Source organism: Peptostreptococcus canis, from assembly GCF_014229965.1.
Classification (GTDB): domain Bacteria; phylum Bacillota; class Clostridia; order Peptostreptococcales; family Peptostreptococcaceae; genus Peptostreptococcus; species Peptostreptococcus canis.
This window is the reverse complement of sequence record NZ_JABGBW010000001.1, coordinates 386,464-410,598: the sequence shown is the minus strand read 5'-3', so window position 1 is coordinate 410,598 and position 24,135 is coordinate 386,464. Positions and strand designations below refer to the sequence as shown.

23 protein-coding genes and 2 pseudogenes are annotated in these 24,135 nt (G+C 29.8%); 1 reads left to right on the top strand and 24 read right to left on the bottom strand.

Features of this window, described 5'->3' with window-relative positions; genetic code table 11:
• Positions 1-123: 123 nt before the first annotated feature.
• The 14 genes from gap to HLB29_RS01890 form a co-directional block, all read right to left on the bottom strand.
• The gene (gene gap / locus HLB29_RS01955) at positions 124-1,131 is read right to left on the bottom strand and encodes a type I glyceraldehyde-3-phosphate dehydrogenase (protein ID WP_185623473.1); all 1,008 of its coding nucleotides are present in this window, start codon (positions 1,129-1,131) and stop codon (positions 124-126) included.
• Positions 1,132-1,221: 90 nt separating this feature from the next.
• On the bottom strand, positions 1,222-2,259 hold the full coding sequence (locus tag HLB29_RS01950) for a sugar-binding transcriptional regulator (protein ID WP_185623472.1): 1,038 nt from the start codon (positions 2,257-2,259) through the stop codon (positions 1,222-1,224).
• A gap of 161 nt (positions 2,260-2,420) precedes the next feature.
• The gene (gene rpoN / locus HLB29_RS01945; protein ID WP_334298236.1) at positions 2,421-3,770 is read right to left on the bottom strand and encodes an RNA polymerase factor sigma-54; all 1,350 of its coding nucleotides are present in this window, start codon (positions 3,768-3,770) and stop codon (positions 2,421-2,423) included.
• A gap of 24 nt (positions 3,771-3,794) precedes the next feature.
• The gene (locus tag HLB29_RS01940; RefSeq protein ID WP_185623470.1) at positions 3,795-4,817 is read right to left on the bottom strand and encodes a lysylphosphatidylglycerol synthase transmembrane domain-containing protein; all 1,023 of its coding nucleotides are present in this window, start codon (positions 4,815-4,817) and stop codon (positions 3,795-3,797) included.
• Between the two features lie 59 nt (positions 4,818-4,876).
• On the bottom strand, positions 4,877-5,569 hold the full coding sequence (locus tag HLB29_RS01935; RefSeq protein WP_185623469.1) for a polysaccharide deacetylase family protein: 693 nt from the start codon (positions 5,567-5,569) through the stop codon (positions 4,877-4,879).
• 183 nt (positions 5,570-5,752) lie between these two features.
• A complete protein-coding gene (locus tag HLB29_RS01930; RefSeq protein ID WP_185623468.1) occupies positions 5,753-6,913 on the bottom strand; it encodes an MGDG synthase family glycosyltransferase in 1,161 nt (386 codons plus the stop codon).
• Positions 6,914-7,145: 232 nt separating this feature from the next.
• Positions 7,146-8,069, bottom strand: coding sequence for a class II fructose-1,6-bisphosphate aldolase (gene fba / locus HLB29_RS01925; protein WP_185623467.1), 924 nt, complete (start codon positions 8,067-8,069; stop codon positions 7,146-7,148).
• 133 nt (positions 8,070-8,202) lie between these two features.
• Entirely contained in the window at positions 8,203-8,772 is a 570-nt protein-coding gene (locus HLB29_RS01920) for a 5' nucleotidase, NT5C type (RefSeq protein ID WP_207719490.1), read from the bottom strand.
• Complete coding sequence (locus tag HLB29_RS01915) at positions 8,756-9,415, bottom strand: P-II family nitrogen regulator (protein WP_185623465.1); 660 nt, start codon at positions 9,413-9,415, stop codon at positions 8,756-8,758. The genes HLB29_RS01920 and HLB29_RS01915 overlap by 17 nt, the downstream gene beginning before the upstream one ends.
• Entirely contained in the window at positions 9,408-10,901 is a 1,494-nt protein-coding gene (locus tag HLB29_RS01910; RefSeq protein WP_185623464.1) for a DUF1538 domain-containing protein, read from the bottom strand. The genes HLB29_RS01915 and HLB29_RS01910 overlap by 8 nt, the downstream gene beginning before the upstream one ends.
• Positions 10,902-11,006: 105 nt before the next feature.
• Positions 11,007-11,981 carry a Gfo/Idh/MocA family protein gene (locus tag HLB29_RS01905; protein ID WP_185623463.1) on the bottom strand — a complete coding sequence of 325 codons (975 nt, stop codon included), beginning with the start codon at positions 11,979-11,981 and terminating at the stop codon, positions 11,007-11,009.
• A gap of 35 nt (positions 11,982-12,016) precedes the next feature.
• Complete coding sequence (locus HLB29_RS01900) at positions 12,017-12,727, bottom strand: metallophosphoesterase (RefSeq protein ID WP_185623462.1); 711 nt, start codon at positions 12,725-12,727, stop codon at positions 12,017-12,019.
• Positions 12,728-12,766: 39 nt separating this feature from the next.
• Positions 12,767-13,573: a GTP pyrophosphokinase gene (locus HLB29_RS01895; protein WP_185623461.1), complete on the bottom strand. Its 807-nt coding sequence runs from the start codon at positions 13,571-13,573 to the stop codon at positions 12,767-12,769.
• A 148-nt stretch (positions 13,574-13,721) separates the two neighbouring features.
• Positions 13,722-14,672, bottom strand: coding sequence for an MBL fold metallo-hydrolase (locus HLB29_RS01890; RefSeq protein WP_185623460.1), 951 nt, complete (start codon positions 14,670-14,672; stop codon positions 13,722-13,724).
• A gap of 198 nt (positions 14,673-14,870) precedes the next feature.
• Between HLB29_RS01890 and HLB29_RS01885 the strand changes: the two genes are divergently transcribed.
• Positions 14,871-15,122 carry a hypothetical protein gene (locus HLB29_RS01885; RefSeq protein ID WP_185623459.1) on the top strand — a complete coding sequence of 84 codons (252 nt, stop codon included), beginning with the start codon at positions 14,871-14,873 and terminating at the stop codon, positions 15,120-15,122.
• Between the two features lie 353 nt (positions 15,123-15,475).
• Here the strand turns inward: HLB29_RS01885 and HLB29_RS01880 are convergent, their stop codons facing one another.
• From HLB29_RS01880 to HLB29_RS01840, 10 genes and pseudogenes are all read right to left on the bottom strand, one after another.
• On the bottom strand, positions 15,476-16,609 hold the full coding sequence (locus tag HLB29_RS01880; RefSeq protein ID WP_185623458.1) for an alpha/beta hydrolase: 1,134 nt from the start codon (positions 16,607-16,609) through the stop codon (positions 15,476-15,478).
• 536 nt (positions 16,610-17,145) lie between these two features.
• Positions 17,146-17,337 carry a hypothetical protein gene (locus HLB29_RS09620; RefSeq protein WP_207719488.1) on the bottom strand — a complete coding sequence of 64 codons (192 nt, stop codon included), beginning with the start codon at positions 17,335-17,337 and terminating at the stop codon, positions 17,146-17,148.
• A 149-nt stretch (positions 17,338-17,486) separates the two neighbouring features.
• Positions 17,487-18,167 carry a C39 family peptidase gene (locus tag HLB29_RS01870; RefSeq protein ID WP_185623457.1) on the bottom strand — a complete coding sequence of 227 codons (681 nt, stop codon included), beginning with the start codon at positions 18,165-18,167 and terminating at the stop codon, positions 17,487-17,489.
• 281 nt (positions 18,168-18,448) lie between these two features.
• A pseudogene (locus HLB29_RS01865) lies at positions 18,449-18,602 on the bottom strand (replication initiator protein A); the annotation flags it as partial.
• 30 nt (positions 18,603-18,632) lie between these two features.
• Positions 18,633-18,749 (bottom strand): annotated as a pseudogene (locus HLB29_RS09660) (CD1845 family protein); the annotation flags it as partial.
• A 100-nt stretch (positions 18,750-18,849) separates the two neighbouring features.
• Complete coding sequence (rlmD, locus tag HLB29_RS01860; RefSeq protein WP_185623456.1) at positions 18,850-20,214, bottom strand: 23S rRNA (uracil(1939)-C(5))-methyltransferase RlmD; 1,365 nt, start codon at positions 20,212-20,214, stop codon at positions 18,850-18,852.
• A gap of 10 nt (positions 20,215-20,224) precedes the next feature.
• The gene (locus HLB29_RS01855; protein WP_185623455.1) at positions 20,225-21,013 is read right to left on the bottom strand and encodes a pseudouridine synthase; all 789 of its coding nucleotides are present in this window, start codon (positions 21,011-21,013) and stop codon (positions 20,225-20,227) included.
• 8 nt (positions 21,014-21,021) lie between these two features.
• Complete coding sequence (hslO, locus tag HLB29_RS01850) at positions 21,022-21,897, bottom strand: Hsp33 family molecular chaperone HslO (RefSeq protein WP_185623454.1); 876 nt, start codon at positions 21,895-21,897, stop codon at positions 21,022-21,024.
• A gap of 19 nt (positions 21,898-21,916) precedes the next feature.
• Positions 21,917-22,693 (bottom strand): class I SAM-dependent DNA methyltransferase, encoded by a 777-nt coding sequence (locus tag HLB29_RS01845; protein ID WP_185623453.1) that lies wholly within the window; start codon positions 22,691-22,693, stop codon positions 21,917-21,919.
• 194 nt (positions 22,694-22,887) lie between these two features.
• On the bottom strand, positions 22,888-24,081 hold the full coding sequence (locus HLB29_RS01840; protein WP_185623452.1) for an L-serine ammonia-lyase: 1,194 nt from the start codon (positions 24,079-24,081) through the stop codon (positions 22,888-22,890).
• Positions 24,082-24,135: the final 54 nt, after the last annotated feature.

The window sequence follows — 24,135 nt, the reverse complement described above, 5'->3', positions numbered from 1 at the left end:
ATTTATATATTGTATTATAAAAGATATATTCTTAAAAAAGTCCGAAGCATATTATACTATGCCTCGGACTGATTTTACTAAAGCCAACGAGGCCTTTTTGGCCATACGCCAGTTTTTTCTATATTATTTAGTTAAACTACCTACTAAACCTAATGTTCTAACCAACTGAGATGTATAAGACATTTCATTGTCATACCAAGCAACAGTTTTAACCAACTGCTTTCCTGCCACATCTATTACCTTTGTCAATGTAGCATCAAATAATGAACCGTAGCTTATTCCAACTATATCACTTGATACTAATTCTTCCTCAGTATATCCAAATGACTCATTTGAAGCAGCTTTCATTGCAGCATTTATTTCTTCTACACTTGTATTCTTTTCAAGTACGCATACTAATTCAGTTATTGAACCAGTTGTCACAGGTACTCTCTGTGCAGCTCCATCTAACTTTCCTGCTAATTCAGGTATTACTAAACCAATTGCTTTTGCAGCACCAGTAGTATTAGGAATAATATTTGCAGCAGCTGATCTTGCTCTTCTTAAATCCCCCTTTGCATGTGGTCCATCTAATGTATTCTGGTCATTTGTATAAGCATGAATTGTAGTCATAAGACCTTCTACTATTCCAAATTTATCATTAAGGACTTTAGCCATTGGTGCAAGACAATTAGTTGTACAAGAAGCGCCTGATACTACTGTTTCGCTTCCATCTATGATATCTGAGTTTACATTATAAACAACAGTCTTTATATCGCCAGTTGCCGGTGCAGAAATAAGAACTTTTTTAGCACCTGCTTTAATATGGGCTTCTGCTTTTTCCTTTGATGTAAAGAAACCTGTACACTCTAATACTATATCAACATCTAATTCACCCCATGGTAAATTTTCAGGATTTCTTTCAGAAATAACTTTTATTTCCTTACCATTTACTATAAAAGCACCTTCTTCAACTACAATTTCTCCGTTAAATCTTCCTTGAGATGTATCATATTTCAATAAATGAGCCAACATATTAGCATCTGTTAAATCGTTGATTGCCACAACTTCAAATTTATCTTCCTGTTCCATCATCTTTCTAAGAGCTAATCTTCCTATTCTACCAAAACCATTAATTGCTACCTTTACCATTTCAATACCTCCAAAAATTTCTTTTTTACACATTAATTTTAAAACTTATTATATACATTTTTATTTATATAAATATATCGATTACAAACACTAAAATTCAGTTGTTGTAACTTTTGTCAACATTTCTTTTGCACTTGCCTCATCGGTGATAAGCGAAATATTTTTATTTAACTTATATAAAGCTAAAAAAGAATCAACTTTATCATTACCGGCAAATACTGCAATTGCATTTTTCGAATTTTTATACATATCTATATCAATCCCAACGGTGTTTACCTTCATTACTATATCACCATCTTTATCAAAATAGTATCCAAATGCTTCACCAACTGCTTTCTTGTTTTTCAATATTCTCTGTCCTTCTTCCGACATTCCTCGTCTTTTTGACATAACATCTGCCCTACCAACACTAAACAATATCTTATTAGATATTTTTAAATGCTTTAGTGTATTTTTTATATCAGGAACAGACATCAATGTTTCTCTTGCATTTCCATCTAATTCATCAGGAACATATAAAAACTCTACTTTTGCTCCTAAATTTTTAGCTAATAATGCCGCAATACTATTTGCTTGTATATCTATATCCAAACCGACACTTCCTCTTGTAGGTAATACTATTACATCTTCAAACCCTTCTGCTTTGCTTATTCCAAGGGCAACTTCTCTCATTGTAGTACCACCTGCAATCGCAATTATATCACTATGATTTAACGTTTTTAAAAGATAATCTGCTGCTACTTTAGCAACGCCCTTTACAATACCTTCTTTAGTATCATTGACATTTTTTGAAATAGCTACAAATTTTATACCTAATTTTTCCTTAAGTTTTGATTCAAGTTCAGATATTCCCATTACTTCTCCCATAACCAATTCAAGTTCTTCTAAAACTTCTTTTCCTTCATCAGTAATCGTCATACCTGAAACAGCTATATTTATTAATCCTTGTTCCTTTAAAAAATCAATTTCAGTTCTAGTAGTCCTTTCACTCAAATCAAGGGTAGCAGAAAGCATCCTTCTCCCGATTGGTTGACTGATTGATATCTGCCTAAGTATCGCATATCTTTTTTCCATAAGCTCTATTGCCTGTGGAATAATTTTTCTTTGGATTTCTATTAAATTATTCATAATACCCCCTTCTTTTCGATTCGGGTTATTTTCTGTCCCATATATTTAACATCCGTCCCACAGGTTTATTATATACCCCGTAAAAGAAAAAATCAATACCTTTTTTAAATAATCGTTATATTATTTAAAAAAGGTATTGATTATATATACTTACTAATTAGTTATACTTCTTTTCTCATAGATGAACTTAGATAACCTATCTCTTCCCTATATTTTGCAATAGTTCTTCTCGCAATATCATAACCTCTAGTTTTTAAAATGGATTCAATCTTGCTATCACTTAAAGGTTTTCTCTTATCTTCATTTTCAATTATTTTTTTTATTTCATCTTTTATAGAATTTGTCGAAATAACTTCTCCATCGCATTTTTTAAATGATGTAGAGAAAAAATATTTAAATTCAAGTAATCCTTTCGAAGTTAACATATACTTTCCATTCACCCCTCTACTGACAGTGGATGGATGAAAATCTAATTTATCGGCAATATCCACCAAAGACATTGGCTTAAGGTCTCCATTATTTTTGAAATAATCTTCTTGAATTTCCAATATTACATTCGCTATTCTTACTATTGTCGAGTTTCTTTCATTCACTTCATTTATAAATTGCTTTGCACTGTTAAGTCTTTCTCTAATATAAGACTTAACGCTTTCATCATTGGTATTTAGCATTAAATCTCTATAAAATTGATTAATATTCATACTTATTTTTTTATCGTTATATGGCTTTGCTACATATTTTTTACCATCAAATTCAACTATTATATCTGGATAAGTATACACTATTTCTTCATTAGATAATTGAACCGGCTTTGGATTTAAGGCTTTTATTCTATCTATATAATTTTCAATAACATTCTTTTTTACATGGTACTTAGACGATAATCTTTTATAGTCTAAATTTGCAACCAAATTAAGATCTTTTTCGATAATTTTCTCTATTACAGGATCCTCTATTCCCTCTCTTTTCAATTGAATCAACATACATTCCTGTATATTTCTAGCTCCTATACCTGCAGGTTCAAGTTGCTGAACAATATCAAGACATAAATTAACTATATCTACATCTTCATTCAATTCTTTCGCGATATCCTCTGTTTTTTCTCTAAGGTACCCATCCTTATCTAAGCTATCAATTATATAATTTGAAATAATTTTATACTTAGGTTCCATATACATTATATTTATTTGTCCATAAAGACTATCGTACAATGAGTCAATACTCTTGGTCATGTTTTCAAAGTCATATTCAGAATTATCTCTATAGGCAAATTCATTTTTATCATAAATATAACTATCCTTAGCATCTTTGAGATATTTCTCCCAATTTATTTCATTTTTTTCTATAGTTACATCTAATAATGGATTTGTCATTGACTCAACTTCTATTTCCTCTTCTAACTCCATTCTTGACATATTTAGTATCTTTAATGATTGAACCAAATTTGTGGTCATAATCAATTTCTGACTTTGAACTTGCTGAATCTTATTTTTAAAAGACAAAGAATACACCTCATTCCATTTTTAAATTGAATTTTATCTTACTTTTTTAACATACATTATCAGCGAAATAATACCACTAAAAATAAGGGCAAAATAAAAATTTGCTATCCTTGTAAGCAACATTCCAGGTATTATTAAATCACCGAACAACCCCTTAAACATATCCAAAAAAACGGATTCACTTGCTCCAACAGAACCCGGAAGAGGCAAAGATGAAACTGCTATGTTTAAAATAGCTTGTGTCAATAAAATTTCCCACATACTATATTTACCCAATCCGAACCCAATATAAATAAAATACGGTATAATAAATAGTGACAAAATCTGAAATATTGTAACAATTGTTACGCATAGAATAGGTATAGGATTATTTCTCATATACCTTGCACCTGCCTCATATTCTTTAATTGATCTATCTATTCTTTTATGAAGCTTTTCTCTATTTTTTATCAATTTAACTTTATATAACAGTATACCTACTGTATTTAATATTTTAAATACCAATTTAGGAGAAAATATAAACATTAATATTCCTATTAAAATTATAGCATTTGATATAAATCCATAAAACAATAATATATTAAATCCTGTTTGATATGTTAAAGATACATCCGGTTTTATAAAAAATGCTATTATACCTAATACTATTATAACCAATTGATGGGCAAATAATAATATCATTAAGCTTAAAGAAGATGATGTAAATGTTATTCCATCTCTTTTCATAAAATATGCTTGAGCTGGTTGACCACCGGATGCAGATGGAGTTATAGAACTAAAATAAAAACCTACAAATCCATATCCCAAACAATTTATAAAAGATGCCTTTATTTTGAGAGCTTTCATGGTTATCCATATATTGATTCCCTCACATAAATTATAAAAAATCATCATTGATATGGACAATATAATAAAATTACTATTCGCACTGGAAATAACTTGTAATATTGAGTCTACAGATTCATCTTTCAATATATATGAAATAACAGCTATCATAAGAACTATCATAAATCCTATTCCCATTATTTGATTTTTCTTATTTTGTAATCCTTCCATAAACTCTCCTTTATCTATTTACTGCTATTATTATTTTCACTAAACTATACCCAACTTTACTAATCAGGCAATATAAATCTGTACCCTTTTTCCTTCAACTTTGGTATAGCTAGTCTTAATCCTTCAATTGTATTTTCAGTCGCACCTTTATCTCCACCTGAATTCTCACCGGCATCATGAAGACAAATTATACTCTTATTTTTTGTCCTCCTTAAAAGCTTATCACATATAGTTTTGGCATTACTCTCAATCTTCCAATCTTCTGCCATCACATCCCAGTATATAACCTCCGCTTTATATTTTCTAGCAAAGAACATTGAAAATATATTTGTGTGCCCCCATGGGGGTCTATAATAAAATTTATTTATATTTAGTTTATTTCTTACTCTTTCGGTATTTTTAAAATCTTTTTTTGTATAGTTATAACTATATAACATTGCATTCTTATGTTCCCAAGAATGAAATCCTATTTTATGTCCGTTTTTTATAATATCTGTAATAATACCTCTATTTTTTTCAGCATTTTTTCCCACTACAAAAAATATTGCTTTTATGTCAAAATCATCTAGCAATTCCAATAATCTATAAATATATCTGGAATCTGGTCCATCATCAAAAGTGAGCATTACTTCATTTTCTTTGTCTGTTTTCCTTATACAACTGGTATTAAAGTACTTATTATAGTATGTAGGAATAACAGAATGTATGAAAAAAATTATAATCAATATCAATATGATATAAGCTCCAATCATACAAATACCTCCCTATTTAATTACAAACTATTATACTTTAAATATCTTTACTCAAGCTTGCATTTATAAAAATAAATAAACGACTGCTAATTAATATAAATAATTAATTTACAGCCGTCTAACTTTTAAATAATATATAAATAATATATAAATAATATATAATTACACCAATTTATACCAACATTATAGTATCTTCTCAACCTCTTTCCTATGTTCATCAATTTCGTTTATAGTCTTTATATCATATAAAAAGTCTTTAAAATACTCTTGATCCAAACTAGATACAAATCTAATCATTGATTTTTTTATATTCTCTCTTTTCTCCACATCATTAATAAACTTTATAATTCTATCTATGTTTTTTTCCGCACTGGTGTGAAGAGAAATCCCAAAATTACCGTCCTCAATAAAATTAATATTATTTAACTCATTAGGCAAAATTGTATCAAATGAAATTACAGGCGTTAGTGAATATATAGCTTCAAAAACCGTTATTCCTCCCGGTTTAGTTACAACACAATCGGCATTTTCCATCAGCTCACTTATTTTATCAGTATACCCTAGCACATCTATATTTTCGTATTTTCTATTTAATTGATTATAAATCTTCCTATTACTTCCGGTTACTATTGTAGTATGCAAGTCAGTTACAGAGTTTAGCTTTTTATAAAAACTTTCGTTCTCTGGTAACATCCCCAGACCGCCTCCCATAATCAACAGTTCTTTTCTTTTTCTATAATTTCCAATTTTTATTAATTTTTTTTCATTTTGCATAATATCAACCTGTTTACTATGAAGTTTTTTAAATACATCGGATACGGGTATTCCATATACAGATAATCTTTCTGATCTTACTCCTTTACTAATCAGTTCATATTTTGAATCCACACAAGGAACTAAATACTTATCTGTATTCTCAGATATCCATTCATAGTGACTACTTATATCAGTTATACAAGTGATTAAAGGAGTATTTATACCATACTTTTTCTTACATAATGATATTGCCTGCGATATTATTGGAAATGTAGATATTATTATATCCGGATCCTCTTCTGCAACAAGTATTTGTGCAGAATTTGCAAGAATTCTAGTTACTGGCCCATATTTTGAACCTGGCTTATCATTTTCAGAATAGAATTTACCGTATAATTTCGTTGCATGCTTGAGAATGAAACTAAAAGCATCATAAAAATATCTCGATAATGATGAGAAAGTATAATTATAAAAATCTATTATTTTGACTTCTGCATCACTATTATATTTAATGATATCTTGTTTTATAGAATTTGATGCTGATATATGTCCCATACCATATCTAGCTGTCAAAATTAAAACTTTCATAAGACCTCCTCCTATTCCTTATATTCTTATCCTTATATTCTTATCCTTATATTCTTACCTATATTATACATAGTAAAACTAAATTTTAACTATACTTATTTCTTAAGATTTCATAAAGATAATTCTCTTTTTAACTATAACTATATAAACTGAATTCATATAAAAAGACTCCAGAACTGGAGTCTTTTTATACAATCATATGCTAGTTTTAACTTTTATAAGTTGGCAATAATTAAAGTGAATCTTTTGATCCCAATACGTCATCAATTTTCCCTATAACAACATCCTTAATTGCATCTCTACCAGCTCCAAGATATTTTCTTGGATCAAATTCCTTTGGATTTTCTGCAAGGAATTTTCTAAGAGATGCTGTCATAGCTAATCTCAAATCAGTATCCATATTTATCTTACAAACTGCCATTGAAGATGCTTTTCTAAGCATATCTAGAGGTATACCTTTAGCCCCGGCTATATCTCCACCATATTGATTACAAGTAGCGACTGCATTTTGATCCACTGCAGAAGCTCCATGAAGAACGATCGGGAAGTTTGGAAGTTTAGACTGGATTTCTTCTAATATATCAAATCTTAACTTAGCTTCACCCTTGAACTTAAAAGCACCATGAGAAGTACCAATAGCGATTGCTAAAGAATCAACTCCTGTTCTATTTACAAAATCAACCGCTTGATCCGGATCAGTATAATGATGAACATCGCTAGTTACATCATCTTCTGTACCAGCCAATACACCTAACTCAGCTTCAACTGTTACGTTATGTGCATGAGCATACTCTACTACTTCTTTAGTAATTGCAACATTTTCTTCATAATCAAAATGTGAACCATCTATCATAACAGAAGTAAATCCTGCATCTATTACTTTTTTAGCCATTTCAAAGTTTGGCCCATGGTCTAAATGAAGGGCACAATCTACACCTATTTCATCAGAAGCAGCCTTTACAAGTGAAACTAAAGTATCAACACCTGCATAATTTATTGCAGACTTAGAAGCCTGAATAATTACTGCAGAATTTCTTTCTTTACAAGCTTGTAACACACCTTGTAACTGTTCTAAATTACTAATATTGAAAGCTCCTATAGAATATCCACCTTCATACGCCTTTTTAAACATTTCTTTTGTATTAACTAATGCCATAATTTCCTCCTTATAAACTTTTAAAACTTACCCATCAAGGTAATTATACCAAAAAATGTAAATAATTACACAAATAAAAGCAAAAAACTGGCAAAACATTTTTTCATCATTACAATTTTCACCGTTAAAAATACTATAATTTTCTTTGAACTATACTAAATACCTCATTCCAGTTATCAAATCTAACCATGTTTTTCTCACTTAGTTCTTTATTATAATTTGCATTTTTTAATATTACTTTTATATCATTACATAATAATTTCTTCGCATTTTCCGGATCATCTTCAATAAATATATTAGAGTTCAATGACTTAGCCAAATAGGCTTTTTCATCATTTTCTCCCAATGAATATAGTTCTATATCACCTAAGCCAACATCAACAAGCCATTTTTTTGTAATTTCATGAATAGTATGAGCTCTTGCTGTAACAAAAAACACCTCATATCCATTTTCTATTAATTTATAAATAGTTTCATTTACACCAGGTAGTAACTTTGCCTCTTGATATATATATGAAAAATCCTCATCAAAATTATTGTATATCCACCCAAATTCCGTTCCATATACTAAATTCCAGTCAGTAGAAATATATTCTTTGCTCGTAATTTTTTTCCCAGTCAATTTATTTAGATATGGTATAAAATGGTATGGATCAGTTATTGTTCCATCTATATCAATACATATTTTATTCATAAATACCATAAACCTTTCCGACATCTTGAACAAAAATAATTCCATTTCCAGGTTTATCAATATTTACTTCTTTTCTTATAGAATCTACTATTTCATTTGTTATTTCTTTTTTAGAAATAATTATTACCATTTCTTTTTCAGGTTCTATTTCCATATTAAATAGCTTCATCGTTTCATGAATACCGGAACCTCTTGCATTAACAATAGTTCCACCTTTAGACCCCGCCAACTTAGCAGCGTCTATTACATCTTCCCCTATACCCCTATTGACAATTGTGAAAATAACTTGATACATATTTTCCTCAACACCTCTTCCAATATTTTTGCACGAACAACTTTTTGAACCTATTATTTCACAGGTTTTAACAGTAAAAATTATACCATGATTAGGTTTGCTAAACTGAAACTGTTTATTAAGTTTTTCTAATACATCTTCAATCAAAATACTCTCGGCACATATAACTATTATTTCTTTCTTTTGTTCACAAAGAGATAAAAAGTTCATTAATTTATTATTTACAGTGCCTTTCCCACGAAATATAGTTCCTCCTGGTATACCGTATTTTTTTGCTTTGTGTAAAACTTTACTAGCCATACCATCATTTACTATAATATACGCCAATTCAAATGATGAAACCCCAATTTTATTCATCTTTGTTTTCCTCGCTCCTTTTATTAGAAATAATCAAAAATATTATACCTAAAATTTCAAGTGTCAGAATAGGCATTAATGCAACCATTGCTATCATACCAAATCCATCCACCAAAACATCCGCTCCTTCGAAAGCATTCGCTGCCCCTTGTATAAAAGATAAAATAAAAGTTGCAGTCATGGGTCCGGTAGCTACGCCACCAGCATCAAATGCAATACCGACAAATAATTTTGGTGTAATAAACATGAGACAAATACATATCAAATATCCCGGCAGTAGATAATACCAAAGTTGTACTTCAGATACCAAAATCCTCACGGTAGATAATGCCACTGCAAGCCCAACCCCCACTGCTAACGGAAATAAAACTGCCTTTCTATTTACATAACCACTAGTCACATCTTCTATTTGATGAGTTAAAACATATACAGCCGGCTCAGCCAATATAGTTACAACCCCCATGATAAATCCAATTCCTATTATATATATTTTATTATCTTTTAGTGCTAAAGTATTACCTATACTTATTCCTACATCCATAAATCCGGCATTTACTCCCAAAAGAAAAATAAATAGACCTATAAATGCAAAAGTAAACCCCGTTAGTAACTTTCTAAATTCTCTTTTTTTTAAATTAAATGATATTTTTTGTAAAATTAGCAGTATTATCAGAACAGGTAATATTGCAAAAAAACTTTCTTTTAGATGTGCTATAATTATATTAATATATGATTCAAATATACTAGTCTTACTTACACTTCCAAATTCCAATCCAGATGCAAATTTTTCATTATTTTTAAAAATTCCTAATAATAATACAGATATAATAGCTCCTGTTGATGCTATTGCTACCAAACCAAAACTATCTTTTTCAGAAGCTTTGCTATCTTTTTTTAATTTCGAGATACCTGTTGATAACGATAATATAAACGGAACAGCTAATATACCGGTTGTCGAACCTGATGAATCAAAAGCAATTCCTAAAAACTCACTAGAAGAAAAAATAGCTATTCCCAATACTATTAAGTATAATATCATTAAGACTTTATACAGTGGTACATTGTAAAATATTCTTAAAAATCCTACAGATAACATTAAAGCCAAACCTATGGATACTACCATTAATATACTATTACTGGAGATATTGCCATTAGTTACTAAATTCACTTGACTTGCTAAAACCATTAACCCAGGTTCTGCTATTGAAATAAAAAAACCTAAAATTAATCCAGCCACAAGAACAATCCATATTTTATTTGTTTTTGCAAGCGATATTCCAGTTAAATCTCCTAATGGTGTAATGCCAATATCTACTCCTAATAAAAAAATTGTCAAACCTACTACTACGAAAACCGTTCCTATTAAAAATTTAATTATTAATGAAGTCTCTATTGGTGATATAGTAAAATTAAGTAGTATAACCAATATAGTTATTGGTAATACCGAAAAAAATACCTCTTTCAACTTCGATAATATAATATTCAAACTATCTCCTCTTTTCAAACTTATCTACATTTTTTAAAATTTGAGTTTTTATATAGCTTCAACTAAGAAATTATAATATAAATCAACTCTATTTTTTCAGTTTATTTACTTATATCTTGTTTCAGACTCTCTGGCCATATCTACTACTTTCATTACATCCATACTATGTTTCATCCGGATTTTTACAAAATCCATGTCCATATTTTCAATTACTTCAATAAACTTGTAAAATTCACTAAACATCCTGTGATCGTGAATATTTATATTAGTTTTTTCCACATTCATATCAATGCTTTTCAAAGTATAATTAGGCACTCCATTATTAGGACCGCTCACTGATAAAATACCTCTATCACCTTGAATAAATGAATAACTATTATCAAAAGTATCTTTGGCTGCTATGCAAATAGCTTTAAATTCAATATAATCAAGCATTAATACACCGGATGAATCTACTTTATTAACTATATTAGGATAATAATCAACTTTTTTAGGCAGTCCAAATAATCCAACTACAAAATGAATATTATAAATATTCAAATCCACTAAAGCTCCTCCACCCTTACTTTTATCAAATACAGGTGCCACTATACCCTTTTTAAAATTCTCCCATCTAGATGATAATTGAGAATAATTACATTCAACTATTTTAATATCACCTATTTTATCTATGTTTTTCTTTATCTCTCTATAGTTGGGAAGATATTGATTCGTAATAGCTTCAATTAATACTAAATCTTTTGATATAGCTAAATTATAAATTTCTTCCAATTCTTTAAAATTAGAAGTAAATGGTTTTTCACAAATTACATGTTTACCCGCATTTAAACTCTTTTTTACAACCTCATAGTGCATATTATTTGGTACAGCTACATACACTGTATCTATATCACAATTTTCTAAACATTCGTCTATATCAGTATAAACTTCTTTTATTTCATACATCTTCTTTAAATTAAAAAGATTTTCCACATTTCTATTGGTACCCACTATCGCCTGAAGATTTATTTTTGGTAAATCTTTGACTATAGTAAGAAAATCCTTAACGATAAGCCCCGCTCCTATAATTGCTAACTTCATATAATCCTCCCTAATTATTTTCTATATCTAGTTAATCACTCTTCAGTATCTAATTCTAAAATTTCCTTGACCTTAAAATTGATATAATCACATGAAACCAAATGATATTCTGTTCCCTTTACTTTACCTTTTATCCCATATGCAAAGCTTTCTTCTCCATGTAGATGCCCATAAATAACATATTGGGGCGAATATTCTTTTATAACCTCCATAAATAATGTTTCATTCAGCTCTTCATTAGTCGGAGGATAATGCATAAGAACTATAAACTTTTTATATCCCATTTTTTTTGCATTTTCAAGCGAAAGTTTAAGTCTATGTGCCTCTCTTTTATATATTTCAGAATCTTTTTGTTCAAATTTAATATCATTTGGTGTAATCCATCCTCTGGTTCCACAAATTGCATATTCTCCAAGTCCATATACATTTGTATTCATAAATATCATTTTATCATCATATAATTTATTTAATCCTGTTGCCGTAGTCCACCAATAATCATGATTTCCCTTTACAAAATATTTCGTTCCGGGAAGTTTCGATATCTTATCCAAATCTAATTTTGCATCTTCTAATTTCGATGCCCATGAAATGTCCCCAACAACAAACACAATATCATCCTCATTAACTTTTTCGATCCAGTCAGAAAAAATCTTTTCTTCATGATTTTCCCAATTGTCACCAAAAATATTCATTGGCTTATCAACCGCTGTAGAAAGATGTAAATCACCAATTGCATAAATTTTCATAATTTGGTAATATCCTCCCCTCATTTATCAAACTCTTTATCAAAATAAATCCTCTCTTGCCCTACCTATTTTCATCCCCTTCAAAACTTCATCTAACTCTTTCTTTAATTCAATAATTCCCATAATATCATTGATTTTGGATTTTTCATTAAGCTTATTCCTATAATAAAAATATTTTTCCATATCTCCAATTTCTTTTAGTTTTTGAACTCTTGCAAATGTATCAGTAGTTGCATACTCTTTTTCAGAAAACAATTCCTGTGCTTTGATAATATCTTCTCTTATTTCTCCCATTTCCTGATCAAGTCTAAATGCAGCATCTGCAGCTCTTTTTAATCTGGTTGCCAATTCATCCGGGATATAATGATCATATTTATATTTTAGAGAATGTTCAATAGTAGCCCAGAAATTCATAGAAAGGGTTCTAATCTGTATTTCGCATTGAACTTCCTTAAATCCATCGATACTGTGAAGAGGATACATAATAATAACATGATAACTTCTGTATCCACTTTCCTTTGCATTACTTATATAATCCTTTTCAAGAATTATCCTCATATCATTTCTCTGTTTAATTAAATCTACAATTGCATATATATCTTCAACAAATTGACACATAAGTCTAATACCGGCAATATCTTCTATATCCTCCAAATGATCTGTATCCAGCTTTTTCATCTTTGACATTATGGAAGATATCTTTTTAGTTCTCCCGGTAACAAATTCTATAGGGGAATGCTCTCCTTTTTCTAAAAATTCTTTTCTTACATTTCTAAACTTTATTTTAAGTTCTTCAACGGCATTAGAATATGGACCAATTGCAGTCATCCAACTTTGATAATCCATAAATCCTCCCTTCTAATTTACTAATATAATAAATATTAACAATAATTAACTCATCAGAAAGTTTTTTATATTATTTTATATCATAAATCTATATTCTATATAAATTATACACCTTCTTATAAGATTAAACTTTAAAAAATCTTTCGAATCAAATCTTACAAAACATACTTCCGCTTTCAATTAAAGTTTCATCAGAAAGTACGTACTTTAATATATTATCATCTAAAATATATTTTATGACGCCTGCATCAAGTAAATATGCAATTGTTGCATTTAAAGAATTTCTATATTCTAAATACGCTATGTAATTACATCTTAATTTTTTATGATCTAGAAAAGCTTTTATTATTTCATCAAAGTCTCGTGGTTCTTCTAATTGATTCAACACAAATTCTATCAATCTCATCAGAGTATCATAATTGTAATTTGCAATCTCAAGCGTTTCTCTCTTTGTAAATATTCCACTTGAATGTCCCAACACAGAATATTCAAAGTCTATATTTCTCAAATTATCCAATGATCTAATTTGACTTTCATAATCACACATAAATAAAAAATCAAATTTATCCAGTGAGTTTCTTGAAATCATCAAATCTCCTAAAAATAATATTCCATCATCCGTGACCACCCCTATACTTCCTTCTGTATGTCCTGAACAATCTATTATTTTAAAAATATGACCTTTAATCTCCAATTCGTCTCCCGGTTCTATAATATAATCAACTTTCGCCTCTTTAAATATATATTTTCCCATTTCATCCACAAGTTTTTGAGTTCTTCTACCACCTGTTATAAAATCCATATAAATATCCGGATTTTCAATATAAATTTTTGCCTTATGTGATGAGTATACTTTTACATCTTTAAAATACTCTTTTATTTGGTAATTTCCACCACTGTGATCCTCATGCTCGTGTGTATTTATAATATATCTTACTTTTAGTTTTTGTTCTTCTAATATATTTATTATTTTTTCTTGCCTATCTCCACCTATTCCGGTATCAATCAAAAGGACAGTTCTATCTTCAAATATATACACTCCTGTATTCGTTCCTCCTCGAATCCAGTTTGTCTTTCCTTTTATATTCTTTAATTGCATAAAATCACCTACCTTTATACAATACTTTCCTTATATATTTTACCATATATTCGATATTAATATTGATTTTGATTTGTTTTTCATATATAATTTTTGAGAACAGAATATGAATTTCAATTATATATTTTACATTTATTTTCATTAACATAAATATAAAACATATAAATCACATAAAAAAGTAAAATAATAGGAGGAAAAATGAATAGATATACCAAGATAATAAACATGATGGGAAGTTATTATACAAAAGACTATGAAAAAGAAAAAAAGAACATAATAAAAGTAAGAGAAATAAAGGAAGAAACTGTAAAAAAGTTTTTCTTACAGGGAAATACGGAGGTACTTGTAGTCTTTGAAGATACCGGACGAGAAATATTGATAGATGATTTTTCCTCCGATGAGGATATAAAAAAATATCTAGGTTCATCATTTATAAATAAGAAAAGATAAACAATTTGATTATGAGTAAAATATTGTAAAATTGCTAAGAATATGGCATTTTTGCCTATTTTATATGACCATTAAGAAAAAAACATAGAGTTATATTAACAAAATTATAATAAACTAACCAGACTGTCAAAAATTCATTGACAGTCTGGTTGGCTTACAAAATATATATTTATTTAAGGTAAGTTTTTATTGATTACCATATCATAATTATGTATACTTTTTAATTTATTTGAATATTCTTTGCCTCTAAATATGCCTAAGTTATAAAACCTTTTCGAGATTATTTCTAATTTCATTTGTATTATTTTCTCTATACAAAATTCTAATATTTTTTCTACAATTTTTCTTCATATTCATTTATTTTTCTTGTCTATCATATCAAGGAATTCTACTATTTTATTAATGTATTCCTTCGGTTGGTCAACATGAATATTGTGTGTAGAATCAAATCCTTCAACTAAAATGCTCTCAGGAATTAATTCATTTATACGTTGAGCATCTTTTTCATCCATTGCAGAGATGAGCATTCCTTCTGCTGTGTAATAAGAAGGAGCTGTTTCTTTTGGCGGATTCACATGGAAAATGCAAGTCGGAATGCTAATTCGTTTCAAAATTTCTTCTTGGTTTGTATCATTAAAAAAACTAAAATCGTAAAATGTATTCCCAAATCTTAAGTCAAAATCTCCTGTTCTATCCTGTAAGTTCGCTGACAATTGAAGTAAGGTATTAACACCTAACTCGGGAGGATAGTACCAAATGACAGGTATTTTTGTCATATCTTTTCTAAATAATTTCATAGCAGGTTCAGCCACAATTTTATGCCAGTTATCATTACCGTTTTTATTAAACAATATCCTCATCGGATTATTTTTTAAATAATATTCAAAATAAGTTACATTAGGTTTTTCAGTTAAATAATTGTGGATACTTTGAAAAGTTTTGTAAGAAAATGTACTTTCTGCCCGCCCCTTTTCTGTAGCGAAAAAAGGTCCATCCTCAAGGATTATAGCTTTGAGATTTTCCGGAAATTCAGCAGCAATATAGGCAGTAATTAATGCCCCAGACGAATGTCCTGAAATTATAGTGCTTAAACCAACTTTTTCTTTTATAAATAGAGCAATATCGGAACTTATACGCTCAATATTGTATAAATCGGGATTTTTGCTTGATTTTCCATGTCCGTAATAATCAAGGGCAAATACATGAAATTCTTTTGTTAGTTTAGGCAAAACTGCACGATAATCCTTCCAATCTACCATCTGTCCATGCAATAAAACTATATCTGGACCATTATCCGGACCTTCCGCATAATTGATTACACTCCCATCATCTAATCGAAACTGTTTTTCTTCAAGACCCAACTTTGAAGATTTATTTTTTAAAAATTTATCTCCGGAATAATCATAATTTATATTTCTAAATATATAAAATACAGCCATTATAATAATAATGAAAAGAAATATAACAATAAATTTTAATATTTTCATTTTCAAGACCTCCTTGGATGCTAATCAATATTTTTGTTGAAGCATCACCATTCACAATCGCTAAACTTCCTTCTTTTATCTCCAAGGATAGTTAGAATTTATTATCATCTATAAATTCTAATTTATTTACTATTATACCATTTTCATAGATATTTTTCTATTCTTGTAAGTATCATAAACTTTATCTTTCATCCCCTTTAAAAGTTTGTGTTTTTTATTTTTCTTTGGCTTTTTGTTTGTATGCTTCGTCTTTATCTATTTGTTTTTTATAGAATTATAATTGACTAATAATACTTTCTTTTCCACCATTTTGAATGGCATTATCTATGACTATACTTAAATCTATTTCATATTCTTCATTTACTATTTTTGTTGCATATTTGATGTGATTGATTTGATTGTAATGTTTTTTAATTTCTTCTTTTTGGTTATTGATTTCTTTTAGTTCTTGCTTTAATTCTTGTATTTATTTCTCCCATTTGTTGTAAAAGTGGTTGTTTGTTCAAATATACTTTCAAATACTGCTCCTTTTTCAATTATTCGTTTATTTCTTTTTTTACGATTTTTTCACTAAGTTTTCTCTTTAGTATTTTAATTTGATTCCTATCTTGTTGCAACTTTTCTTCTTTAATTTTTATCTGTTCTTCAATGCTTGTTTTTACTTTTTTCTTGTTTTCTGCTTGCATATTTGCTACTTTCGTAAATAAAAAAGACGACTGGATTTTCATTTCTAATCGTCTAAAAAATTTTTATATATCAAAAAGTTCTGTTGGGTCTATTTTAAATTGCAACATATTAGCAGTTTGTCTTCTTGTTTGTCAACACATATGTTACACTTCTAATCTTGACATTATTATTTTTCCCTACAAATACAGATTTATTGTACCCTTGTTGGAATAAAAACTGTGTTCTTTTCAAAAATACCAAATGCAAATCCGAAGTTATAAAACAAAGGCATGTTTTCAAATGAATTAAAACTTGTCCTATTTACAAATTCATTTAAGGAAATTATTTCAATATATCCGTATGGGTTTGCAATTATAACGCTGTTATTTCTTATGTCCATTCCAACTGCCAGTGAATAATGCAATGTCCATTCGTCATCATGTTTTGCTGCCCATTCAAATGGAACAGGAACACCATCTGCTAAACAGTCATATACTTTGTCAATCAACTCGCTATTGGTAAGGTATTTGTACATTGTTGTCTGAAATTCGGGGAACTGATGGTTAAACTCATCACAAAAAGCTTTCCCTGTGGAAGTCACGACTTTTCCATATTTTTCATAAAGATCTTCTTCCGTAACTTTTCCGCCATTCCATGCAGAAAACATTTCAATTACAGCATATCCACAAGAAACATCTTGATTTATGACCTCTATACCATCAACAAAAACTGGTGTCTGATACTTTTCACTATTTATAGCAACAGAATAGTCATCTTTGATTCTATTTGTTTTTACTGCCAACACTGTAAAAGCTATTCCAACAATAAAAATTAGAATGATAGCAAATAACAAGATAGCAATCAACGCTATTTTTCTATTATTTTTCTGCACCCCTTTAGCCTCCGCAAATTCTAATTTGTTTTACTCGATATTTATAGTATTGTACCATATTTTTGATTAGTTTTACAGATCTAACTCATGCTTCTTTGCCTGTGTCAGTTCTCAATTTTCTTGTTGTAATTTCTCTATACAGCTTCTAACACTTTCTGCTTGTTCCACTTCTTTTCATATATCTCTAATTTTGAAATATAGATTGTCTTTTTATTTCTTCAAAATATCAACTTCTGATTTCTACTTGGATATATTTAAGGTCTTGCTTTCGCCTAAATGTTTCCAAATCCAAGCCTTACCCTTTCAATAAGTCCGATTCCTTTTTTTCATATCAAGCTCATCCAATGTTTTTATGGCAGTAGACTTTGAGATATTTCTTCTTTTCATAATTTCTTCGACTGCAAAATAGATAAATACTCTGCCTTCCTTGTCTATCGCCTTTGGTAACCATTTTTATGAATTTTTTTAGATTAATTTTATCGCTTCATTGATTCCTTGAAAGAATGCTATAACAGTAGCTCCAATCATCGATATTCCGTATGGACTAACTAAGAATCCAATAATCAGTGCTTCTATACCAATACAAACATTCACATCTATATAATTTTCAGGACTTTTTTTCGTCCTCCTTCGCCATCCTCATTAAACACATAATGCCTGTAAAACTGCAAATACATGATTTTCACGATTTCACTCTTTGTATCAATACTACACTTTCACAATGAGGCGTATTAGCAAAAAGGTCCATCAGTTTAACTTTTTTTACTTTATATCCTCTACTTTCAAATTCCACTAAATTTTCAATCAAGGATCTAGGATTACAACTTACATATACAATTTCCTTTGCACCAAATTCAGCGATTTCTTTTACTCCGTTACCCAGTATACCGGCTCTAGGCGGATCTACTATAATCAACTCCGGCTTTTCAGGTAAAGAACTTACCACCTTTGAAACATCACCGGCTATAAACTCGCAATTTCCCAGTCCATTTAATTTGGCATTTTGATTAGCGGCTTCTACGGCCTCTTCTACAAGTTCTATACCATAAACCTTTTTTGCGGTTTTAGCCATTAATTGACCTATGGTTCCCGTCCCACTATATAAATCAAAAACCACTTTTCCGTCTCCTTTTCCGCCTGCAAACTCTCTCGCTATTTCATATAGAACTTCTGCTCCTTTTGTATTTGTTTGAAAGAAAGAAAAAGGTGATACTTTAAATCTCAATCCTAAAACTTCTTCATAGAAAAAATCTCTTCCATAAAGAATTCTCAATTCATCACATTGAACGGCATCAGCTAATCCATCATTTACAGTATGTAATATACTTACAATTTTATTTTTAAGCTCAAGATCTCTCAACATACTCACATATTCTTCCATATTGAAATCAATTTGAGAAGAAGTGACTATATTGACCATTATTTCACCGGTATTTTCGCCTTTTCTTATCACTAAATGTCTCAAATATCCTTTGTGATCAAAACTTCTGTAATAGGGTATTTTTCTATCATCAAAGAAATTTCTCGTGTTTACCATTATTTTTATAAAGTCACTGTCGACTAATCTACAATCATCTACTGTTACAATATCTATAAATCTTCCTTTTTTATGCATACCCAACGAAAGAGGTCCACCTTTGATTTCATCTCCAAAAGTGAATTCCATTTTATTTCTATATTCGGTGTTTTGGGGACTTCCCTGAATACCAAGATATTCAAATCCTGTAATGTTATTTTCATTAAGTAATTCCAAAATTTGATTTTCTTTTATTTCCAGTTGTTTTGAATATTCGACTGAAAGCATATTACATCCGCCACATTCCCTAAAATGACGACAAGTTAATGCAGTTTCCAGTGGAGATGCTTCCAATAATTCCAACATTTTTACTTCTCCACTATCACTTCTAGATTTTTTTACCACTGCTTTTACAAGCTGTCCGGTAATACCACCTTTCATTTTTATTCGTTTGCCTTCATAAAGTGAACGTGTTACTCCTCCAAATTCCATTTTTCCAACTTTTAATTCTATTACATCTTTTCTTTTCATTATTACCTCTTTATTTTCCTTCCAACATTGAAATTTCTTCGGCAGTCAATTCTCTATATTCACCTAATTCCAAAGTTTCATCAAGTTGAAGCTCACCCATTTTTATTCTTTTTAAGTATAATACTTCCTTACCCACAGCATTAAACATTCTTTTAATTTGATGAAACTTGCCCTCACTAATAGTGATATATACTTCAGCTCCTAATCCATCTTTAAAGTCGAACTTCTTTTCCACAAAAAATTCATTTTCTGTATTGAATAGATTGTCAAAATCGACATCTGTACCTTTACCAATAAATTCTAATTTGGCAGGCTTTGTCATATGTTCTTCTCCTATATCTATTCCCTTTTCAAAATATTCTATATCGCATGTTTTTACAAGTCTATCAATTATTGCATAATATTTTTTAGGAACATGCTTTTTAGGTGATAATACTCTGTGAGATAGCTGGCCATCATTAGTTAATATTAGTAATCCCTCAGTATCCTTATCTAACCTGCCTACCGGAAAAGGCTCAAATGTATAATATTTTTCATCAATTAGTTCTATGACAGTCGGTTCGTATTTATCAAATGTGGCCGAAACATATCCGGATGGTTTATTCAGCATTAAATATATAAATTCTCTGTAATTAACTTTTTTGCCATTGAATAAAACTTCGTCTAATTCAGGATTTACATGGATATCAGACTTTTTTGCTTCTTCTCCATTAACAATTACCATACCTTGCCTACAGAATTTTTTAATTTCTGATCTGGTTCCATATCCAAGATTTCCTAACATTTTGTCTAATCTCATTTTTACACCTACATTTCATTATATATATCTCTCAACTCTTCTTCTGTAAAAGTATAATGTTCATTACAAAACTGGCATCCTACTTCCGCTTTTCTATCTTTCTCAATAATATCTTTTAATTCCTTTTTTCCAATGGCTACAAAAACCTCTGATACCTTATCTTTTGAGCAGTCGCATCTGAATTCTACCCCTATCTTATCAAGAATAACCGGGTTTAATCCATTTAATACTATTTCCATAATATCTTCCGGAGTTTTTCCTTCTTCAAGGAGTTGTGTTATGGATTTCAAATTACTCAAATTATTTTCTATTGTGGTAATTGTTTCTTCTGTGGCATCCGGCATCATCTGTATTATAAATCCACCTGCTTGTTCAACCTCATCAGATTTAGTTAGTATACCTAGTGCAACGGCTGATGGCGTTTGCTCTGAAACGGTAAAATAATATGTAAAATCTTGTGCAATTTCCCCACTCATTATATCGTATTCACCATTATAAGGCTCTTTTAATCCCAAATCTTTAATTACTTTTATTGTACCCTCATTTCCAACAACTCCCGCAACATTTAGTTTACCATTGTCATAATTGGGAACATCCGCTTCGGGATTAGTCACATAACCTTTTACAATACCATGAGAATTTGATGTTGCAAGTATGGTTCCAATAGGTCCTCCACCTTTAATAATTACTGTTACTTTATCCGTCGGATTTTTCATCATAAGTCCCATCATAGAAGTCGCTGTAAGTGTTCTACCCAATGCGGCAGTTGTGACTTTTGTAGTATGATGAAATCCCCTGGCTGTTTCTACCATATTTTTTGTAGTTGAAAAAAATCCTCTTACTTCTTTATTCTCAGTTGTAACTCTTATACAATAATCCTTCATATTTACCTCTTTTCCTTAATTAATTTCCTTTTTTCTTTATCGCCGTAAAAAATATTCTTTCTGATTTTTCATCTGGTTTTAAGATACTAAAATCACCATAACAATTTATATTTTTAAATCCCACTTCATTTAAAATAGATTCTATTTCATTTATTTTGTGAGCTCTTTGCTGATGAGTTTCATGATAACGTTCAAATAGATTATCTTCTTCCTCATCATCTGCCTGTACTTTCACAAAAAAATCTAAGTCCATATCAATTAGTTGAGTTTTATCATCATAATAGTTAGACCACATATAAGCTATGTTTTCTCTGGCTTCTCCCATAAAATTATTTCCCAATATTTTACTGATTTTATAGTATGAACTTATATCAAATAAAAGTATACCACCATTTTTCAAAAGCTCATAAGACTTAGAAAAAATTCCTTTTAATTCTTCTAATGAAGTGACATAATTGAATCCGTCACAGGCACATAATATGCAGTCCAAATCGTAAATATCAAAGTCTAACTTTACCATATCCTGTTGTAATAAAACCAGTGGTATACCCATGTTTTCCGATTTATTTAATGCTACATCTAACATTTCCTCTGAAATATCAATTCCGGCTATGTCATAATTTTTTCTGGCTAACGGTATTGTTAAATTTCCCGTACCACATGCAAGTTCAAGTATATTTTTCACTTTTACACCATTTTCTATAAATAAATTTTCTATGTGATTCACCCATTTTTCATAATCAACATCATCCATTAATTCATCGTATATATATGCAAAGTTACCGTACTGTTCCATATAATATCACCTCTCATAAATTTCTATCTTATACTTAAATCTTATTTTATTATAATACAAAATCTATTTTAAAATTTCACGAAAAAAAGAGGACATATTTTGAAATATCCCCTCTATATTATACATCATATTCTTTTTAATATCATTATTTACTTTAGTATTTTCCGGAATTTATCTTTCATAGACTATAAGTACTAACATTCAAACCACTTAGCTAAACCACCTTTTGCAGTTTCTCTATATTTATCCATTAAATCTATTCCCGTTTCTTTCATGGTAATTGTAACCTGATCAAATGATATTGTGTGACTTCCTTCAGTATTTAAAGCATATTTTGCAGCGGCAATTGCCCTTTCAGCAGCCATAGCATTTCTCTCTATACAAGGTATTTGAACATATCCATAAACCGGATCACAAGTCATACCAAGATGATGTTCTAAACCTATTTCAGCAGCATATTCAATTTGCTCTAAAGTTCCACCAAATAAGTATGCCGCACCGGCTGATGCCATTGAACAGGCACTTCCTACTTCTCCCTGACATCCTACTTCGGCACCAGATATAGATGCATTTGTTTTTATTAAATTACCTATCAATCCCGCAACTATTAATCCTTCTATTACATGTTGTTTAGTATACCCATTATGTACCATTAATGAAAAAAATACTCCCGGCAATACCCCTGCGGCACCACAAGTAGGAGCGGTAACAATTGTTCCTCCTGAGGCATTTTCCTCTGATGCTGCAAGTGCAAAGGCATAATCTAAAGTAGTATAATCCTTTGTTGCAAGATATTTTTTATAAAATCTTGATGCTCTTCTTTTTAATAATAATTTACCCGGTAAAATTTCTCTGCTTTCAATCCCCTTGTCAATAGCCGCCTTCATTGTATCAGCTATTTTTTCCATATATTCTAAGAAATCATCATCTTCTCTATCCAATACATATTCAACAAAATTCTTATTATTTTCCTTGCAGTATTTAATTATATCGTCTAATTTGTTATGCTCATAATAAACTTTACCATCGGGCTGATTTCTTTTTCCTTCTTCAGCTAAAGAACCGCCACCAACAGAATAAACAGTCCATTCATCGAAAGGATTACCATCTTTATCTAATGCTTCTAATTTCATTCCATTTGGATGAAATTCGGGATTTATATCCTCTCTCCAAATTATCTCAACTTTTTTTGGCTCAATTGTCTTTTCAATTATATAGTCAGTCAAATGACCTTTTCCAGTAGCAGCAAGACTTCCATAAAGTGTACATCTGTAGCTTTCTGCATCTGGATTTTTTTCTATAAATCTTTTTGTGGCTCTCTGCGGTCCCATTGTATGTGAACTAGATGGTCCACATCCTATTTTGTATAATTCTTTTAAAGTATCCATAATTTCCTCCACTCTCTTAACACATATTATATATTTTGTCACTTTTCTAAAAAA

Coding starts and splice junctions, on each gene's coding strand:
- gap (WP_185623473.1), bottom strand. CDS start 1,131: ATGGTAAAGGTAGCAATTAATGGTTTTGGTAGAATAGGAAGATTAGCT.
- HLB29_RS01950 (WP_185623472.1), bottom strand. CDS start 2,259: ATGAATAATTTAATAGAAATCCAAAGAAAAATTATTCCACAGGCAATA.
- HLB29_RS01940 (WP_185623470.1), bottom strand. CDS start 4,817: ATGGAAGGATTACAAAATAAGAAAAATCAAATAATGGGAATAGGATTT.
- HLB29_RS01935 (WP_185623469.1), bottom strand. CDS start 5,569: ATGATTGGAGCTTATATCATATTGATATTGATTATAATTTTTTTCATA.
- HLB29_RS01930 (WP_185623468.1), bottom strand. CDS start 6,913: ATGAAAGTTTTAATTTTGACAGCTAGATATGGTATGGGACATATATCA.
- fba (WP_185623467.1), bottom strand. CDS start 8,069: ATGGCATTAGTTAATACAAAAGAAATGTTTAAAAAGGCGTATGAAGGT.
- HLB29_RS01920 (WP_207719490.1), bottom strand. CDS start 8,772: ATGGTATTTATGAATAAAATATGTATTGATATAGATGGAACAATAACT.
- HLB29_RS01915 (WP_185623465.1), bottom strand. CDS start 9,415: ATGAATAAAATTGGGGTTTCATCATTTGAATTGGCGTATATTATAGTA.
- HLB29_RS01905 (WP_185623463.1), bottom strand. CDS start 11,981: ATGAAGTTAGCAATTATAGGAGCGGGGCTTATCGTTAAGGATTTTCTT.
- HLB29_RS01900 (WP_185623462.1), bottom strand. CDS start 12,727: ATGAAAATTTATGCAATTGGTGATTTACATCTTTCTACAGCGGTTGAT.
- HLB29_RS01895 (WP_185623461.1), bottom strand. CDS start 13,573: ATGGATTATCAAAGTTGGATGACTGCAATTGGTCCATATTCTAATGCC.
- HLB29_RS01890 (WP_185623460.1), bottom strand. CDS start 14,672: ATGCAATTAAAGAATATAAAAGGAAAGACAAACTGGATTCGAGGAGGA.
- HLB29_RS01885 (WP_185623459.1), top strand. CDS start 14,871: ATGAATAGATATACCAAGATAATAAACATGATGGGAAGTTATTATACA.
- HLB29_RS01880 (WP_185623458.1), bottom strand. CDS start 16,609: ATGAAAATATTAAAATTTATTGTTATATTTCTTTTCATTATTATTATA.
- HLB29_RS09620 (WP_207719488.1), bottom strand. CDS start 17,337: ATGAAAATCCAGTCGTCTTTTTTATTTACGAAAGTAGCAAATATGCAA.
- rlmD (WP_185623456.1), bottom strand. CDS start 20,214: ATGAAAAGAAAAGATGTAATAGAATTAAAAGTTGGAAAAATGGAATTT.
- HLB29_RS01855 (WP_185623455.1), bottom strand. CDS start 21,013: ATGAGATTAGACAAAATGTTAGGAAATCTTGGATATGGAACCAGATCA.
- hslO (WP_185623454.1), bottom strand. CDS start 21,897: ATGAAGGATTATTGTATAAGAGTTACAACTGAGAATAAAGAAGTAAGA.
- HLB29_RS01845 (WP_185623453.1), bottom strand. CDS start 22,693: ATGGAACAGTACGGTAACTTTGCATATATATACGATGAATTAATGGAT.
- HLB29_RS01840 (WP_185623452.1), bottom strand. CDS start 24,081: ATGGATACTTTAAAAGAATTATACAAAATAGGATGTGGACCATCTAGT.